This is a genomic window from Ornithinimicrobium tianjinense, assembly GCF_014636495.1.
In the GTDB taxonomy this organism is placed as follows: Bacteria; Actinomycetota; Actinomycetes; order Actinomycetales; family Dermatophilaceae; genus Ornithinicoccus; species Ornithinicoccus tianjinensis.
Map to the genome: position 1 here is coordinate 1,396,258 of NZ_BMEM01000001.1, position 17,130 is coordinate 1,413,387.

At 70.9% G+C, this 17,130-nt stretch carries 16 protein-coding genes; 10 read left to right on the forward strand and 6 right to left on the reverse strand.

Features of this window, described 5'->3' with window-relative positions:
* Positions 1–198: 198 nt before the first annotated feature.
* From IEV65_RS06490 to IEV65_RS06505, 4 genes are all read right to left on the reverse strand, one after another.
* On the reverse strand, positions 199–513 hold the full coding sequence (locus tag IEV65_RS06490; RefSeq protein ID WP_229734966.1) for a hypothetical protein: 315 nt from the start codon (positions 511–513) through the stop codon (positions 199–201).
* A complete protein-coding gene (locus IEV65_RS06495) occupies positions 510–2,162 on the reverse strand; it encodes a radical SAM protein (RefSeq protein WP_229734967.1) in 1,653 nt (550 codons plus the stop codon). The genes IEV65_RS06490 and IEV65_RS06495 overlap by 4 nt, the downstream gene beginning before the upstream one ends.
* Positions 2,159–2,974, reverse strand: coding sequence for a prolipoprotein diacylglyceryl transferase (locus IEV65_RS06500; RefSeq protein ID WP_188428890.1), 816 nt, complete (start codon positions 2,972–2,974; stop codon positions 2,159–2,161). Before IEV65_RS06500 ends, IEV65_RS06495 begins: the two co-directional genes overlap by 4 nt.
* A 90-nt stretch (positions 2,975–3,064) precedes the next feature.
* On the reverse strand, positions 3,065–3,484 hold the full coding sequence (locus IEV65_RS06505) for a nitroreductase/quinone reductase family protein (protein WP_229734968.1): 420 nt from the start codon (positions 3,482–3,484) through the stop codon (positions 3,065–3,067).
* A 65-nt stretch (positions 3,485–3,549) separates the two neighbouring features.
* Here IEV65_RS06505 and IEV65_RS06510 point away from each other — a divergent pair, with 65 nt between their 5' ends.
* The gene (locus tag IEV65_RS06510; protein WP_188428895.1) at positions 3,550–4,104 is read left to right on the forward strand and encodes an HIT family protein; all 555 of its coding nucleotides are present in this window, start codon (positions 3,550–3,552) and stop codon (positions 4,102–4,104) included.
* Positions 4,105–4,207: 103 nt separating this feature from the next.
* Here the strand turns inward: IEV65_RS06510 and IEV65_RS06515 are convergent, their stop codons facing one another.
* Positions 4,208–6,412: an HNH endonuclease signature motif containing protein gene (locus tag IEV65_RS06515; protein ID WP_188428897.1), complete on the reverse strand. Its 2,205-nt coding sequence runs from the start codon at positions 6,410–6,412 to the stop codon at positions 4,208–4,210.
* Positions 6,413–6,731: 319 nt separating this feature from the next.
* On the opposite strand from IEV65_RS06515, the gene pdxS reads away from it, so the two are divergent.
* Both pdxS and pdxT read left to right on the forward strand, forming a co-directional pair.
* Positions 6,732–7,631, forward strand: coding sequence for a pyridoxal 5'-phosphate synthase lyase subunit PdxS (gene pdxS / locus IEV65_RS06520; RefSeq protein WP_188428899.1), 900 nt, complete (start codon positions 6,732–6,734; stop codon positions 7,629–7,631).
* Entirely contained in the window at positions 7,628–8,233 is a 606-nt protein-coding gene (pdxT, locus tag IEV65_RS06525) for a pyridoxal 5'-phosphate synthase glutaminase subunit PdxT (RefSeq protein WP_188428901.1), read from the forward strand. Before pdxS ends, pdxT begins: the two co-directional genes overlap by 4 nt.
* 162 nt (positions 8,234–8,395) lie before the next feature.
* Here pdxT and IEV65_RS06530 read toward each other — a convergent pair whose 3' ends face one another.
* On the reverse strand, positions 8,396–9,913 hold the full coding sequence (locus tag IEV65_RS06530) for a molybdopterin-dependent oxidoreductase (protein WP_229734970.1): 1,518 nt from the start codon (positions 9,911–9,913) through the stop codon (positions 8,396–8,398).
* A gap of 204 nt (positions 9,914–10,117) precedes the next feature.
* On the opposite strand from IEV65_RS06530, the gene IEV65_RS06535 reads away from it, so the two are divergent.
* The 7 genes from IEV65_RS06535 to secF all read left to right on the forward strand — a co-directional run bounded on the left by IEV65_RS06535 (position 10,118) and on the right by secF (position 17,116).
* The gene (locus IEV65_RS06535; RefSeq protein ID WP_188428903.1) at positions 10,118–10,885 is read left to right on the forward strand and encodes a YebC/PmpR family DNA-binding transcriptional regulator; all 768 of its coding nucleotides are present in this window, start codon (positions 10,118–10,120) and stop codon (positions 10,883–10,885) included.
* Between the two features lie 163 nt (positions 10,886–11,048).
* Positions 11,049–11,696, forward strand: a complete 648-nt coding sequence (ruvC, locus tag IEV65_RS06540; protein WP_188428905.1) for a crossover junction endodeoxyribonuclease RuvC — start codon at positions 11,049–11,051, stop codon at positions 11,694–11,696.
* Positions 11,693–12,295 (forward strand): Holliday junction branch migration protein RuvA, encoded by a 603-nt coding sequence (gene ruvA / locus IEV65_RS06545; RefSeq protein ID WP_188428906.1) that lies wholly within the window; start codon positions 11,693–11,695, stop codon positions 12,293–12,295. The genes ruvC and ruvA overlap by 4 nt, the downstream gene beginning before the upstream one ends.
* Positions 12,292–13,452, forward strand: coding sequence for a Holliday junction branch migration DNA helicase RuvB (gene ruvB, locus IEV65_RS06550; protein WP_188428908.1), 1,161 nt, complete (start codon positions 12,292–12,294; stop codon positions 13,450–13,452). Before ruvA ends, ruvB begins: the two co-directional genes overlap by 4 nt.
* Positions 13,453–13,575: 123 nt before the next feature.
* Positions 13,576–13,914, forward strand: coding sequence for a preprotein translocase subunit YajC (gene yajC, locus IEV65_RS06555; protein ID WP_188428910.1), 339 nt, complete (start codon positions 13,576–13,578; stop codon positions 13,912–13,914).
* Positions 13,914–15,884, forward strand: coding sequence for a protein translocase subunit SecD (gene secD / locus IEV65_RS06560; RefSeq protein WP_229734972.1), 1,971 nt, complete (start codon positions 13,914–13,916; stop codon positions 15,882–15,884). Before yajC ends, secD begins: the two co-directional genes overlap by 1 nt.
* Entirely contained in the window at positions 15,884–17,116 is a 1,233-nt protein-coding gene (secF, locus tag IEV65_RS06565; RefSeq protein WP_188428911.1) for a protein translocase subunit SecF, read from the forward strand. The genes secD and secF overlap by 1 nt, the downstream gene beginning before the upstream one ends.
* Positions 17,117–17,130 lie beyond the last annotated feature (14 nt).

Here is a 17,130-nt window from a genome sequence, read left to right on the forward strand (position 1 = left end):
GCGAGGTCTTCCCGTCCGGTGCCCATCAGAGCCACGGTCAGGATGAACCCCAGAGCAAACTGCAGGCCGACCCCAGCGACCACGCCAAGGACCACGCCGGCGCCCGGCAGGGGCTGCTGGTCCGGCCGCCCGCCCCCCTCGGACCGCCGCGGCCCTCCGCGTCGTCCGGGTCCGGTACCTGCCCGGCGTCGGGGGCGCTCATGAGAGCCAGCCCCTGACGGCATACCCGATCCCCACCGCGGCGGCGACGCCCAGCAGGGCGAGGTAGCTCAGGACGAGCCTGGTGTCGCGCAGCAGGCAGCGGCTGCGGGTGAGGCCGGCCCGACGGGCCTTCCAGTAGCCGACGAAGCCCAGCCCGGCGAACCACAGCAGAGCGAACGGGCCGAGCGCCCAGCCGAGCAGCGCGACCGTGGCGAAGATGCACAGCCGCAGCGGGTCGAAGGGGGCCGTCGGCGGAGCGTCATCCAGGACGGGAGATCCCGGTATGCCGTGGGTCGGGTCCAGCGTGGTCATGGCACCTCCTGCGAAGTGGTGGGTGTGAGCTGTAGCTCGGCTCGGCCCTGAGAACCGGAGGTAGTGGAGATGCGGGTCCGCGCCAGCGGGTTCCAGGCCTGCACGGCGCAGAAGGGCGCGCACTGGTGGGCGCCCTTGGCGCCGAGGGAGCCACCCGCCTCGCCAGGGTTGACGGTGGCGACGTGCACGCAGCACTGCGTCAGCCGTTCCTCGATCATCGTGTGGATGTCCATGAACGGCTTGACCGTCACCCGGACCACCCGCTCCGCCAGCATCGCACGCAGCCGCGCGTGCCCGCCGGGGAGGGTCGACGTGGCCAGCGTGGTGAGGGTGCCGATCCCGAGGTCGCAGCCGGTGCAGATGTCCTTCCACAGGCCGGCGATCGAGGGGTGGGACAGCGACGACTGCTCCGAGAGCAGGTCGAGGAGGGAGTCCTTGACGGCCGTGCGCAGGGTGCTGGGCAGTGCCTGGTCGGCGATGCGGTTGGCGAGGACGTCGGGGGAGAGGTCGAGGAACTCCTTGAGCCGCTCGCTGCCGATGAGGGAGACGAGTGAGCGCCATACGCCCGAGTCGTCCCGCAGCAGGTAACCCACGGAGCAGCAGTGCGGGTGGGAGCACGGCAGGGCGGTGAGGTCGCGCCAGCTGACCTCGCCGTCGGTCTGCGGGCCGAGGCGGGCCAGCACGCCGGTGTGGGTGAGCCGCTCCATGGGGTCCAGACCCGCCGACCGGCCCGAGGCGAAGACCGGCTGGATGGTCACGCCCCCCACGAAGGGGGTGCGCAGCGCGAGGCGCACGACGTCACCGATCTCGTGGTCGTTGACGCCGAGAGCCGTGGTCATGGTCAGGGTGGTGAAGATGCCGGCCTCGCTCAACCGGCGGAGGGCGAGGTGCTTCTGGCGGCGCAGGTCACCGCCGCGGTGGTGGACCGAGGCCTCCCGGGTCAGCCCGTCGAACTGGAGGTAGACCTCCACCCGCTGCCTGTGCTCGGCGAGGAGGGCGAGAAGGGCGTCGTCCTGGGCGATCCGCAGACCGTTGGAGTTGACGAGGATGCGGACGACGGGCCGAGTCACGAGGGCCGTGAGCAGCTCCTCGAACTGGGGGTGCAGGGTCGGCTCCCCGCCGGAGAGCATGAGCACGTCGAGACGACCGCGCTCGCGGGCGAGCTTGGCGTCGACGCTGGCGAGGACCTCCTCCATCGGCGCGACCGCCCCGAGCGCCGGCGCGGAGGAGGCGAAGCAGGTGGGGCAGCGCAGGTTGCAGTGGTCGGTGATGTCCTCGAGGAGGATGCACGTGTGCTGCGTCTGCATCTGCGGCAGACCGTCGAGGTAAGCCTGGGGCACCGGGCGGAAGTTGCCGCCGAGGTCGGCGACGTGCTCCTTGGTCGGCGCGGTCCACTGCTCCAGGTAGCGCAGGATCTCGGCGTCCTCGTCGTAGAGCGTGCGCTGGAAGCCGTGGTCGGGACAGCCTCGCTCGAGGTAGACCTTCCCGGCGCGGACGGCCAGCCACCCGGAGAGGCGGCGGACGTCGGCCAGGTCGCGGTCCGGCTGCTCGTGGTGACACCGGGGGCAGAAGGCGTTGACGTACCGGTGCACCCGGAAGTCGCGCAACGGCATACCTGGTCCCACCTCGGGTCGTGCGGAACGGCTCATGCGGTGATCTCCTGGGAAGGTGCGGTCCGGGGGCCGGGCAGCGCAGGGGAGAGCCGTCCGTGCCGCCACAGCCACCAGACGCGGGCCAGGACGAGGGGGACGGTGAGGGCGAGGAAGAGCTGAGGCCGCGTCATACCGAGCCAGACGACCTCGTTGCCGCGGACGAACTCGACGAGGAACCGGAAGACGCCATAGGCGGCGATGTAGAGGACGAAGGCCTCGGCCGGGCGGTGCAGGCGGTCGCGCAGCCACCACCACAGGAGGGCGAACGCGACGGCGTGGAAGACGCTCTCGTAGACCAGCGACAGGTGGAGCGGAACCCCGGCCACGCCACCGAGACGCACAGCGGTGTCCGTGTCAAGGACCGGGCCGACGCCCAGGCTGCTCGGCGTGCCGGGCAGCTCGGTCAGGGCGCAGCCGATCCGGCCGACCGCCATCGCCGCCGCCACGGCGGGCGCGAACAGGTGCCCGGTGCGGGGGCGGTAGCCGGTGAGGCGCTTGGCGATGTGCACCCCCAGCCACGCACCGACCAGGCCGCCGAGGATGCTCCGGTTGCCGTAGACCCACTGCTCCGCCAGGGAGGCGTTGTCACGGAGGTCGACGTGCTGCAGCCAGGTGCCGAGGCGCATGAAGAGCGCGCCTCCGACGAGAGCACCGGTGACGACGTAGAGCAGTCTCTCGTCGCGCAGCTGGTGGTGGCGGACCTGCAGCCAGACCACGACGGCACCGACGATGACGCCGAGTCCGACGAAGAGCTCGTGCAGCGGGACTGGCAGGCTGACGCCGAGCAGGTCGCCCAGCGTCGGGTACATGGGCCCAAGGTAGACCAGTGGGCAAGGCTGGCGCAGGCCTTTGGAGAGCGCGTCGAGCGTGTGCCGGTGGGCTCGAGGTGAGCCGGTCGGTCAGCCGGTGGGCTCGAGGAGGAAGACGGGGATCTGGCGATCGGTCTTGGTCTGGTACTCGGCGTAGGGCGGGAAGGCCTCGACGGCGCGCGCCCACCACGCGTCGCGTTCCGGGCCGTCCTCGAGCAGGCGGACCCGGCGCACCACCTGGTCTGTGCCGTCCTGGACGAGGACGTCACCCGCAGCGACGAGGTTGTGGAACCAGACCGGGTGATCGGGCGCCCCGCCCTTGCTGGCCACCGCCGCGTAGGTGCCGTCGTGCTCGACGCGCATCACGGGGACGCGGCGGAGCATGCCTGACCGGGCGCCTCGCATCGTCATGACGATGATGCTCATGCCGCCGATGTCGGCCGCCCGGGTGTCGCCCGCAGCGTCGATGGCGGCGAGCTGGCGGGCGACCCAGCTGCTCTTCTCGGGCATGACGGGTCCGTCGGCGTGGAAGGTCATGACGGGGCAACCGGACGGCGGTGCGTAGGATTCCCAGCATGAGTCAAGGGCCCCCCGAACTCGTCGCCGCCGAGGACCTCCCGGGCTCCGCCGACGGCTTCGAGAGGCTCTGGACGCCGCACCGCATGGCGTACGTCAAGGGCGAGCGGCCGAGCAACGATGCGGGGGACGGGTGCCCGTTCTGCGCGGCCCCGGGAAAGAGCGACGCCGAGGGTCTCATCGTGCACCGTGGGGCGCACTGCTACGTGGTGCTCAACCTCTTTCCCTACAACCCTGGACACCTGATGGTCTGCCCGTACCGCCACGTCTCGCTCTACGTCGACCTCACCGACGAGGAGACGGCGGAGTTCACGGCGTTGACGAAGGCGGCGATCCGGGCGGTCATGAACTCTGCGCGGCCGGCCGGCTACAACATCGGGATGAACCAGGGCGAGGTCGCCGGCGCGGGGGTCGCCGCCCACCTGCACCAGCATCTGGTGCCGCGGTGGATGGGCGACGCGAACTTCCTGCCCATCGTCGCCCAGACCAAGGCGCTTCCCCAGCTGCTCGAGGATGTGCGCCAACAGCTTGTCGCCGCCTGGCCGGGGGAGTAGTCGTCGCGGCGAGTAGTCCCCCGGGCAGTAGTCTCCTGAGTAGACCCGTGGGGAGCAGTCCTCGTCTGACTGCAAGCAGGACCCTCTCCGGCCAGGGCCCAGGTCAGAAGGGCGGTGGATCGCCCGGGTCCCGGGGATCTTTCGTCGGCGCCAAGTCGTCACCGAGAAGCTGTTCCGGAGTCGGCTGGTGAGGCGGCGGACCGTTGCGCACCTGGCCTCCTGAGGTGGTGTGCCGCAACCGGATCGGGGCAGTCCTCAGCCAGGCGTGCGGGTCCTCCGGAACCGAGCTGTCCCACGGGCCGTCGTCGTCCCCGCGCAGCCGGTGTCCGTCTGGCCGGTGAGTCAGCGCCGCGTAGACCAGCTGGCCCGCGCGATGTCCTGCTTCGTCCCGGTCCAGGCCGTCGCACCAGGAATGATCCTTCGGCACGTGGGCCCGGGAGTACTGCCGATAGTCGTGCGGACCCGTGCTGTAGACCCGGCCGAAGAAGGACGTCCAGCTCGCCCACCCCGTCTCGGCCAGGACGCAGCGGAGAAGGTCGTAGGTCTTGAGCAGGTGGTCACGTCGGCAGTCGGTGCTGAGGTTGTCAGCTGACGTCGAGCCCTCGGGCCACGGCACGACGTGGTCGAGATCGCTGAAGAACGATGGGTTCGTGCATCCGGGCGCCCTGCACATCACGTCTCGCGCCCGGACGAAGGAGCGGAGTGCCTCGTCAGGCCGGTAGGCCTTGGTGTCCCGCTCCAGCAACGAGCCGCTGAGCGGATGGGTGACGAGCCTGCGCAGCATCGATGACGGACGGCGGAGCAGCGCGCGGAGATGTTCAGAGGTCACGAAGGCTGACTGCGGCGCGAGCACCTCGCCGAGGGGAGCCGCCCCTGCACTCTCTTCGATGTCCGGAGGTGACTCGTGGTGGGTCGTGCAGGTCTCGTGGGTGGTCGCGCGGACCCCTTGCGCGGTGCCGGTGTGCGCGGCCGACGTGTGACCAGAGATGCCCGAGGAGCGACCGAGGAGAAAGTCCAGAGTCTCCGGCCCGACGAGTGCGTCCAGAGGGGTGATGACCTGGAGCTCGACGGAAGGATGGGCGTCGACCACGTCCGCAAGGCGCTCCAGGTCATCCGGCCGTAGAAGGTCCTCGCCAGCGCTGGGAGGAAGCCCCGGGTCGGCGATGGGATGCAGGCCGCCATGCAGCAGGAGGGCGGCGCTGATGTCGAAGCGAAGGTGGTCCAGCCGCCGCTCGTCACCCCGTCGCTTGGCCTCACGCGCCGCGAGCTCGAGGCGTTGGGAGATGCCGACGACGGCGACCGTCTCTCCGCGCAAGGTGACGGAGGAGCTGCCGTCGGCACCGACGTTCACCGTGACCTGGCGCTCGGCGCGTGCTCGTCGGTGAGGGGCGTCCTTGCCGCTCGCCCGCTGCCGGGCCTGCACTTCGCGTCGCAGCACGCGGCGAAACACGTTGGTCGCCCACGGTGACCGGAGGACCTCGCGTGTCGCCTGGTGATCGGTGGCGCCGGATGGATTCTCCTGATCAGCCGCTCCGTCGTCGTCTGACTCGTCTCCCTCGGGCGACCCCTTGTCGTCTGACTCGTCCCCCTCGGGCGACCCCTTGTCGTCTGACTCGTCTCCCTCGGGCGACCCGTCGCCCCGCGAGGCTTCGCTCGCCGGGTCCTCCCGGCTCAGTCGTTCGGGCACGACCCGCTCCGGGTCGCCGCCGAACAGCGCCGCCGCAAGGTCTGCGGCGTCCTCGTGCTCAAGATCGCCCGCGTCGTCCCAGTAGCGGCGCACCTCGTCCCACCGTGCGCCGCGCTCGTGCATCCCGTCCACGACGGTCGTCCGCACCCGCTCCGGACCGCAGGCCACCGCCACCATGTCGTAGGACTCCTGGACGCCCAGGCCCATGAGCCGCTGCAGCTCGGAGGCCACGGCCATCTTCACCTTCCGACGCCACGCGCGCCGCTGGCCCTTGCCGAGCTCGTCGGGCGTCGTGACTCCCTGCTCCCCGAGCAGCCGCTCACCGGCCCGTCGGGCGAGGGCGCGCGTGACCTCGACGGTGGTCGCCTCGACCTGACCCTGCAGGGCGTAGCCGCAGGCTAGAGTCTCCAGGAGCTCGTCGTCGGACCGTCGGTCAAGACGGTCGTCCTGCTGCGCCCGCTGCACGCTCACCACGGAGATGACCCTCTCCACCACCTGGCCGGACAGGCCGAGGATGTCCAGGACCGACTCGATGACACCCAGGCCCGTGGCATCCTCGAGCCACGTGGGTGCGGACGCAGGCCTGTCTCCTTGCCTGGCGATCGTGCGAGTCGTGCTCATCGTCCCCTCCTGTGTCCTTGACCACCGTGTCCCTCGGTGACCAACGTGTCTCTCGGTCCCGATCACCGCCCGACCCCTCCCGAGCTGACATGACCACCATAGAACACGCGTACGACATACCCAGGGAACGCCGCGGCGCGTCGACCACATGTTCGGCTCGGGATTCGGCACCCGGTCGGGGGCACCCAGCCGCAGGTCGTAGGATCAGGTATCCCACCGTCGGGGCGCCATGCCGGCGCCGCGCCGCGCGCGGGTACGACATACCCAGCCGGCCGACGGCACCACGCCCCCTGGCCACCCCTGCACGAGGAAGCACCACATGAGCGAGCCCACCACCCACGCCACCGGCACGACCCGCGTCAAGCGCGGCATGGCCGACATGCTCAAGGGCGGCGTCATCATGGACGTCGTCACGCCGGAGCAGGCGAAGATCGCCGAGGATGCCGGCGCCGTCGCCGTCATGGCCCTCGAGCGGGTCCCCGCGGACATCCGCGCCCAGGGTGGCGTGTCCCGCATGAGCGACCCCGACATGATCGACGGCATCATCAACGCCGTCTCGATCCCCGTCATGGCCAAGGCCCGCATCGGCCACTTCGTCGAGGCGCAGGTCCTGCAGAGCCTGGGCGTCGACTACATCGACGAGTCCGAGGTCCTCACCCCGGCCGACTACAGCAACCACATCGACAAGTGGGCGTTCACCGTCCCCTTCGTCTGCGGTGCCACCAACCTGGGCGAGGCGCTGCGCCGCATCACCGAGGGCGCGGCGATGATCCGCTCCAAGGGTGAGGCGGGCACCGGCGACGTCTCCAACGCCACCATGCACATGCGCTCCATCCGCGCCGAGATCCAGCGCCTGACCTCGATGGCCGAGGACGAGCTCTACGTCGCGGCCAAGGAGCTCCAGGCCCCCTACGAGCTCGTCAAGGAGGTTGCCCGCAACGGCAAGCTCCCGGTCGTGCTCTTCACCGCGGGCGGTATCGCCACCCCGGCGGACGCCGCGATGATGATGCAGCTCGGCGCCGAGGGCGTCTTCGTCGGCTCGGGCATCTTCAAGTCCGGCAACCCCGCCGAGCGCGCGGCCGCGATCGTCAAGGCGACGACGTTCCACGACGACCCCGACACCATCGCGCAGGTCTCGCGCGGGCTCGGCGAGGCGATGGTCGGCATCAACGTCGACGACATCCCCGTCCCGCACCGCCTGGCCGAGCGCGGGTGGTGACGACCGCCGACCAGCCCCTGATCGGGGTCCTGGCCGTCCAGGGCGACGTGGTCGACCACGCGCGCGCCCTCGAGGCGGCCGGGGCCCGGGTCCGGGCCGTGCGGCGTCCGGAGGAGCTCGAGGGCCTGGACGGGCTGGTCATCCCCGGCGGGGAGTCGACCACCATCGACCGGCTCTGCCGGATCTTCGGGCTCCACGAGCCGATCCGCGCCCAGATCGCCGAGGGTATGCCGGTCTACGGCTCGTGCGCGGGCATGATCCAGCTCGCCGACCAGATCCTCGACGGGCACCGCGAGCAGCAGACCTTCGGCGGCATCGACATGACGGTCCGGCGCAACGCGTTCGGACGTCAGGTCGACTCCTTCGAGACCGACCTGGGGATCGACGGCCTGGCCGAGCCCGACCGTCCCTACCGGGCCGTCTTCATCCGTGCTCCCTGGGTCGAGCGGCTGGGGGAGGACGTCGAGGTCCTCGCGCGGGCCGACGACCACCCGGTGGCGGTGCGGCAGGGCAACCTGCTGGCGACGTCGTTCCACCCCGAGGTCACCGAGGACCACCGGGTCCACGAGCTCTTCGTGCGTATGGTGCGCGAGCGCGCCTGATCCTGTCCCTGGGGAACGGCGTCACCTCACCCGTCGGCGGGCGTTCACCACTCACGTGAGTGGATCGTGCACGGCATACCCCGAGGGTGCGTGCGTGTCCCACTCACGTGAGTGGGACACGCACGCTCGGCGAATCTCAGGCCGGTTCCGGGTCGGGAGGGGTCAGATGCGGGCGTCCATGTCCTGGTAGCCGGAGTCCTCGCGGGTGCCGCCCATGCCGTCGCCGACGTCGCGGTAGTCCTTGATCCAGCTGACGGAGCGGACCCACTTGACCATCTTGTAGCCGTGCATCGACTCGGTGCGCAGGCGCAGGGGAGCGCCGTACATGTCGGGCAGGTCCTCGCCGTTCATGCCCCAGGCCAGGATCGTCTCGTCCTCGAAGGCCATCTCCTTGGTGAGGCAGGTGTAGTAGGGCTCGACCGGCCGGCCGTCGCTCATGTGCTGGGCGGTGCCGAAGGACTCGACCATCACGTAGTTGGCGTCCTCCAGCGGCTCGACCTGCGCCAGGACGTCCCGCAGGCGGATGCCGGACCACTTGGCGATGCCGGTCCAGCCCTGCATGCAGGTGTGCATGGTGATCTGGTCCTGGCCCTGGATCGCCTTGAGCTCCTCGATCGAGAAGGACTTCTCGTCCTCGACGAGACCGCCGACCTTGAGGCGGTAGCCCTCGAAGTTGTTCGCCCTGAGCTCCAGCCACTCCATGGATTGCTCCTCGGTCGGCGGGCGGGTGTTGACCCAGTGGAACGGCGAGATGTCCTTCTCGGTGAAGACCTGGCGTGCGCGCTGCCTGGACGTCATGGGGACCAGGACCCACTTCTTGATCGGCTTCTGCAGGCCGTAGAGGATCCGCTGGCTCTTGCGGACGTCGATGAGCGAGGCGTAGCTGGCGGCGATCCAGAGGGCCACGACGACCGCCACCCCGATGATCAGCCGGGTCACCGCCTGGCCGACGAGAGCCGGGTCGTACTCGACGCCCATCATCATGTGCACGAGGTTGTGCTCGGGGTGCACGATCAGGACGAGGGCGACGTGGATGAGGACGAAGAAGAGGAAGAACGCCATACCCAGGAAGTGGATCGAGCGCGCGGCCTGGCGTCCGCCGAAGAGCTTGGGGTACCAGGGGTAGCGGCCGACGACGGCGGGGGACATGACCGGCCCGGTGAGGATCATCAGCGGGGCGACGACGAAGATCACGAACGAGTACATGAGCATCTGCAGCGCGTCGTAGGGCTGGAAGTGCTCGATCGAGGGGACGCCGAAGCCGGCGTAGATCTTCATCGACTCCCAGGCCTCGGGGAAGACGTCCCACGAGGTCGGGACGAGCCGCCGCCACTGGCCGGTGACGAAGAGCAGCCCCACGTAGATCAGGCCGTTGAGGACCCACAGCATCGTGATGAGACCGTGCCAGGCGCGGCCGATGCCGATCTTGGCGCGACCGGGCAGCGAGATGAGGGGGTGGAGGGTGCGCTGGTCGTCGCGGGCGGTGAAGGCCCCGACCTCGAGCGGCACCGTGTCCTTGGTGAACTTGATCCACTCGGTGCCGGGACCGCAGTCGTTCTTCCAGTAGAAGCGCGGGTGCGAGGCGATGATCTCCCAGCCCGAACGGATGAGCAGGCCGAGGAACAGGAAGTTGATGAAGTGGGTGACCTGCAACCACCAGGGGAAGTTGTCGACCGCCACGATGTCCTCCAGATTGACGCGGGGTGCTCGCCGGGCGCCACTACCCGACGTAGTAATCAGACAATAAAACGGAAAAAATGGAGGGGGCCGGCGGCGCGCAGAGATCTACGTCACACGACGTAGTTCGGGGCGTTCGGGTGTCACCGGCACGCCTAGTAGCATCGATCCCCGATCCCGGCCGGACACGACACGAGCAGGAGCAACATGAGCGGGCACTCCAAGTGGGCCACCACCAAGCACAAGAAGGCGGCGATCGACGCCAAGCGCGGCAAGCTGTTCGCCAAGCTGATCAAGAACATCGAGGTGGCCGCGCGGATGGGCGGCGGGGACCCCGCCGGTAACCCGACGCTCTACGACGCCATCCAGAAGGCGAAGAAGAGCTCGGTCCCCAACGACAACATCGACCGCGCGGTGAAGCGCGGATCGGGGGCCGAGGCCGGGGGAGCCAGCTGGGAGTCGCTGACCTATGAGGGCTACGCCCCGGGCGGTGTCGCGCTCTACATCGAGTGCCTGACCGACAACAAGAACCGGGCCGTGATGGAGGTCCGCACCGCGCTCTCCCGCAACGGAGGGTCGATGGCGGACAGCGGCTCGGTCGCCTACCTCTTCAACCGCAAGGGTCAGGTCGTCGTCCCCAAGGCGCAGGAGGGTGGCGAGACCACCGAGGACGCGCTGCTCGAGATCGTCCTGGACGCAGGCGCGGAGGACGTCGAGGACATCGGAGACGCGTTCGAGATCCTGTCCGAGGCGGGTGACGTGGTCGCCGTCCGCACCGCGCTGCAGGAGGCGGGGCTCGACTACGACTCCGCCGAGGTCACCTTCGTGCCGAGCATGGAGGTCGCGGTGGACGCCGACGGGGCGCGGAAGGTCATGCGGGTCGTCGACGCGCTCGAGGACTGCGACGACGTCCAGAACGTCTACTCCAACGCCGACATCTCCGACGAGGTGCTGGCCGAGCTCGAGGCGGACTGACCGCCGCGCCGCGGCGGCTGCGGGGAGCGGGCGGCGGGGTTCGGGCGGCAGGGTTCGGGCGGCAGGGCGGGCGTGTCGCGCACGCCCTCCGACGCCCCACGGCGTAGGTTGGGTGGTGCGAACATCTGTACGTACCATCGTTGCCGAGCCGGAGGAGGTCGACGTGCGCGTGCTCGGCGTCGACCCCGGGCTCACCCGGTGCGGGCTCGGCATCGTTGAGGGCCTGCCCGGCCGACAGCTGCGGATGGTGGCCGTCGGCGTGGTCCGCACCCCCGTCGCGGACGATCCGCAGGAGCGGCTGCTGTCGGTGCAGACCGAGATCGACCAGTGGCTGGCCGACTGGCAGCCGGAGGCTATCGCGGTCGAGCGGGTCTTCGCCAAGGCCAACATCAAGGGGATCATGGGCACCGCCCAGGCGTCGGCCATCCCGATGCTGGCGGCCGCCCGGCTCGGCCTGCCCCTCGGGATGCACACGCCGTCGGAGGTCAAGGCGGCCGTCACCGGCAACGGACGGGCCGACAAGGCTCAGGTCACGCACATGGTCACGCGCATCCTGCGGCTGCCCGAAGCCCCGAGGCCGGCGGACGCCGCCGACGCCCTCGCGCTGGCGATCTGCCACCTCTGGCGCTCGGGCGACCTGACGCGCACCGGGGCCGACACGGCCAACCGCATCCAGGCGGCGGAGCAGGCGGCACGGGCGGCGGCGCCCAACCGGCTCGCCCAGCTCCACGCCCAGCACCGCACCGCCACCCGTTCGGCCGCCGCTCTCGGGGCGCGCGGCGCGACCACCACCAGGAGGACAACCCCGTGATCGCATCCGTGCGAGGTCCCGTCCGGCACGTCGGGCTGGACCACCTGGTCGTCGAGGTCGGAGGTGTGGGCCTGCTCGTGCACACCACGCCGGCCACGGCCTCGGAGGGCCGCACCGGCGCCGAGATCACCCTCGAGACCACGCTCGTGGTGCGCGAGGAGTCGTTGACGCTGTACGGCTTCGCCGGGAGGGACGCCAAGGCGCTCTTCGAGCAGGTCCAGACCGTCTCCGGCGTGGGCCCGCGGCTCGCGCTGGCGATGCTGTCCGTGCACGCGCCCGAGGCGGTGCGCGCGGCGATCGCCACCGGCGACCTCGCCGCGCTGACCAAGGTCCCCGGCATCGGCAAGAAGTCCGCCGAGCGTCTCGTGCTGGAGCTCAAGGACAAGATCGTGGCCGCCGGGGTCGACCCGGCCGCCCTGCCGGTGGCGCCGGCCGGGGGAGACGACGCCGTCGCCACCCAGGTCCGGGCCGCGCTCGAGGGACTCGGCTGGTCGGCGAAGCAGGCGGCTGACGCGGTGCGGACCGTCACGAGCGCCGAGGGAGCACCTCGCGAGGTCGCCGCCGTGCTGCGCGCTGCCCTCCGGGAGCTGGGCCGATGAACGTCTACGACGACGGCTCCAGCGAGGTCGAGATCGACCAGGGTGACGACGTCGGTGTGGGCCGGGTGGTCGATCCTCGCGGGACCACGGAGGAGGCACAGGTCGAGGCGGCGCTGCGTCCTCGACGGCTGGCCGACTTCCCCGGCCAGCCGCGGGTGCGCGAGCAGCTGGGGCTGGTGCTCGAGGCCGCGCGTCGCCGGGGCGCGCCGCCGGACCACGTCCTGCTGTCCGGGCCGCCGGGCCTGGGCAAGACGACGCTGGCGATGATCATCGCGGGCGAGCTGGAGCAGCCGATCAGGATCACGAGCGGACCGGCGATCCAGCACGCGGGCGACCTGGCGGCCGTGCTGTCGTCGCTGGTCGAGGGCGAGGTGCTCTTCCTCGACGAGATCCACCGGATGTCGCGCCCCGCCGAGGAGATGCTCTACCTCGCGATGGAGGACTTTCGCGTCGACGTGATCGTCGGCAAGGGCCCGGGGGCGACCGCGATCCCCCTGGAGCTGCCCCCCTTCACGGTCGTGGGCGCCACGACCCGCGCCGGCCTGCTCCCGGCCCCGCTGCGCGACCGCTTCGGCTTCACCGGACATCTCGACTTCTATGCCACCGAGGACCTCGTCGCGATCCTCACCCGCAACGCCGCCCTGCTCGGGATCGACGCGGACGCCCACGGCATACGACAGATCGCGTCGCGCTCGCGCGGGACGCCGCGCATCGCCAACCGGCTGCTGCGGCGGGTGCGGGACTGGGCGCAGGTCCACGGGAGCGGCCACCTCGACGAGGGCGCCGCGCGTGCCGCGCTCGAGCTGTTCGACGTCGACGAGCTGGGGCTCGACCGCCTCGACCGCGCGGTGCTCGAGGCGCTGTGCACGAGATTCGGCGGGGGACCGGTGGGGCTGTCCACGCTCGCCGTGGCGGTCGGTGAGGAGCCGGACACCGTCGAGACGGTGGCGGAGCCCTACCTCGTGCGGGAGGGCTACATGATCCGCACGCCGCGTGGCCGCGCCGCCTCTGCTGCGGCCTGGGACCACCTGGGACTGACCCCGCCCAAGGACGCCGTCGGGCTGTGGTCCGGTTCGGCCGGCCGCACCGCCGCGGACCAGGACGCGCTGCCGCTGGAGGACGAGGGGCGCGGGGTCGCCGGACGCTTCTCCTCCTGACTGCTGCGCCTCTTTGGTCGCTCCAGCCCCCTCACCTAGACTGCCCCGCGTGCCCGCGTCCGTTCCGACGCGGCAGGGGTGCCCGCTCGTGCGCGGCACGACCGACGAGAAAAGGTTTCGACAATGACGCCACTGGCCGCAGCCGCCCCCGCCACCGGGGGAAACTCGCTGAGCCTCCTCATCCTCGCGCTGCCGGTCCTGGTGCTTGTGTGGCTGATGTTCACCCAGCGCCGCCGTCAGAAGGCGGTGACGGAGGCACAGGCCGCGCTGGCGGTCGGTGACGAGGTGATGGTGGCAGCGGGCCTCTACGGGACCGTCTCGGCGATCGACGGCGACGTCGTCCACCTCGAGATCGCTCCCGGCGTGGTCGTGCGGGTCAACCGCCGCGCGGTCGTGCCGCCGGACAACCGGGGCACGGCCAGTGCCGCCGATGCCCCCACCACGCCCGAGGACGACGCCTGATGTCGACCTCCGTCCCCGGACGACTGGAGGAGGACCTGCCCGGCTCCGGCGCGGGCACCTCCCGCCGGGTCCCACGTCCCGCAGCGGGCCGCAAGCGCAGGGGCGGCGGGCGCCGTAACCCGCGCATGCGTGGGCCGATCCGGACGCTCACCGCCCTTCTGGTGCTCACCATCGCCCTCTTCGCCGGGGTCGGAGCCGCCCACCTGTGGGGGACGCCGAAGGGCAGCCTGACCCCTCAGCTGGGCCTCGACCTCGCGGGCGGCCGTCAGGTCGTGCTGGCCCCGCGCACCGAGGCCGGCCAGTCGGTCAGCCCCGAGCAGCTTGACCAGGCCATCGACATCATCCGCCGGCGCGTCGACAGCACCGGCACGTCCGAGGCCGAGGTCAGCCGTCTCGGCAGCAACGTCTCCGTTGCCATCCCCGGCAACCCCACGCCCGCGCAGCTCGAGGCGCTCAGCCGGTCGTCGCAGATGGTCTTCCGGCCCGTCCTCGTCGCGACGCCCGTCCTCCCGGCCGGCTCGGACCCGCTGACGCCCCGCGAGCTCCCGCTGCCCTCCGAGCAGCTCAAGGAGCAGGTCGAGCAGCTCTCGCCCCCCACCACCGTGGAGAGCGACGGTTCGGGTGACTCCGGGTCCAGCGGGTCCGGTGACGACGCCCAGCAGACCGACGAGAACCGCGGCGGCGAGCGGCTGCCCACCAGCAGCCAGGACCAGGCGGCCACCACGGCCACCACGGACGACGCGTCGCAGACCACCGAGGCACCGGCGCCGCCCGCCACCAACCCCTCCGACCTGACGCAGATCACCTCTGAGATCCAGCAGCAGTTCATGGAGGCCGACTGCGCCGCCAACGCCACCGAGATCGCGGACGCCGCGGCGGCCGCCCCGGCCGACCAGCCGCTCGTGGTCTGCAGCAGCGAGGGCGACGAGAAGTACATCCTCGGCCCCGTCGAGCTCAGCGGCTCCAACCTCGAGGACGCGACCGCAGGCATCCAGCAGCTCTCCCAGGGCGTCGTCTCCGGCATCTGGGAGGTCGTCCTCACCTTCGACGACGAGGGGTCCAAGGCGTTCGCCGCCACGACCAGCCGCCTCATGGGCTACCAGCCGGGAGCGGCACAGAACCGCTTCGCCATGGTGCTCGACGGCGAGGTCATCTCGGCGCCGACGGTGAACAACGTCATCAGCAACGGCATCGCGACCATCTCCGGCAACTTCACACCCGAGACGGCGCAGACGCTGGCCGACCAGCTGAAGTTCGGTGCCCTGCCGCTGAGCTTCGAGGTGCAGACCTCCGAGCAGATCAGCCCCACCCTCGGCGGTGAGCAGCTGCGCTGGGGCCTGATCGCCGGCCTCATCGGCATGGTCCTGGTGTTCGCGTTCATGCTGGTCCAGTACCACGCCCTCGGCCTCGTGGCGATCGGCTCGCTGCTGGTCGCGGCGCTGCTGACCTACGGCGCCGTGACGCTGCTCGGCTGGGCCACCAACTTCCGCCTCACGATGGCCGGCGTCACCGGGCTCATCGTGGCGATCGGTGTCACCGCGGACAGCTTCATCGTCTACTTCGAGCGCGTGCGTGACGAGGTGCGCGCCGGCCGACCGCTGCGGTATGCCGTGGACACGGGCTGGGACCGGGCGCGCCGCACGATCATCATCTCCGACGTCGTCAACCTCATCGCGGCCGCCGTCCTCTACGCGCTGTCCGAGTCCGGGGTGAAGGCCTTCGCCTTCACGCTCGGCCTCACCACGGTCCTCGACCTGGTCATCGTCATCATGTTCACCCACCCGCTGGTCAGCATCCTCGCGAACACCTCCTTCTTCGGCGAGGGCCGCAAGTGGTCCGGCATGGAGCCGGAGCGGCTGGGCGCCAAGCGCTCGACCTACCTGGGCCGCGGCCAGTTCCGCGAGCCCGACGTCGTCGCGCCGGGGCGCAGACGGCATACCCGCGAAGAGCTGGAAGGCGGTGTGGTCTGATGTCCCGGTTCAGCCAGTTCGGCAACGACCTCTACACGGGCAAGCGCTCCATCGACGTCGTGGGCCGGCGTGGTCTCTGGTATGTCGTGTCCGCGGTCCTGATCGCCGTCTCGCTGCTGGGCCTCTTCGCCCGCGGTCTCAACTTCGGCATCGAGTTCAGCGGCGGCACCGAGCTGCGCGTCCTGGGCGTCACCCAGATGGACGACTACGAGACGCGCGCCCGGGAGGTCGTCGACAGCGCGGTGTCCGGGGAGACCACGGAGGTCACCCGGATCGGCGACGACACCGTGCGGGTCCAGACCGGCGAGATGTCCGCGACCGAGGCGGAGCAGCTGCGCTCGGACCTCTCCGCCGAGTTCGACGTCCCGGTGGAGTCGGTCACCAGCTCCCTGGTGGGCCCCTCCTGGGGTCAGAGCGTGACCCAGCGTGCGCTCGTGGCACTGGGCGTCTTCCTGCTGCTGGTGACGGTCGTGCTGACCCTCTACTTCCGGACCTGGAAGATGGCGGTCGCCGCGCTCGTCGCCCTCGTGCACGACGTCCTCTTCACCGTCGGCGTCTACGCCCTGCTCGGGATCGAGGTCAGCCCGGCCTCGGTCATCGGGTTCCTGACGATCCTCGGCTACTCGATCTACGACACGATCGTCGTCTTCGACAAGGTGCGCGAGAACACCGAGCGGGCCCTCGACACACATGAGCGGACGTACGCGGAGGCGGCCAACCTCGCGGTGAACCAGACGTTCGTCCGGTCCATCAACACCTCCGTCGTCGCCCTGCTGCCGGTCCTGGTCATCCTCGTCGTCGGCGTGACGCTGATCGGTCCGGGCACTCTCGTGGACCTGGCCTGGGCGCTGGCCATCGGCATCGCGGTCGGCACCTTCTCCTCGATCTTCATCGCGACCCCCCTGCTCGTGCACCTGCGCGAGGGGGAGCCGGGCATCAAGAAGCACGACGCCACGGTGAGCCGGCGTCGGGCCCGTGGCGCCAGCCGCGCCGAGCGCCGGGCGGCCGCGCGTGCGGACCTCGTGACCGAGCCCGAGCCCGAGGTCGAGACGGGGTCGGAGGCCGAGGCCGGGGCCGCCGCGGCCGCCGCCGCGGAGCAGACCTCCCGCGTGCTCACGAGTTCGCAGCCCGCGAGCAGCCCGGGTGCCGCCCCTGCCGTCCCCGGACGGCCGCTGCACCCCTACGCCCAGCGCGGCCCGCGCAACCAGCCCCGGCGCAAGCGCCGGAGCTGAGCGGACGCACCACC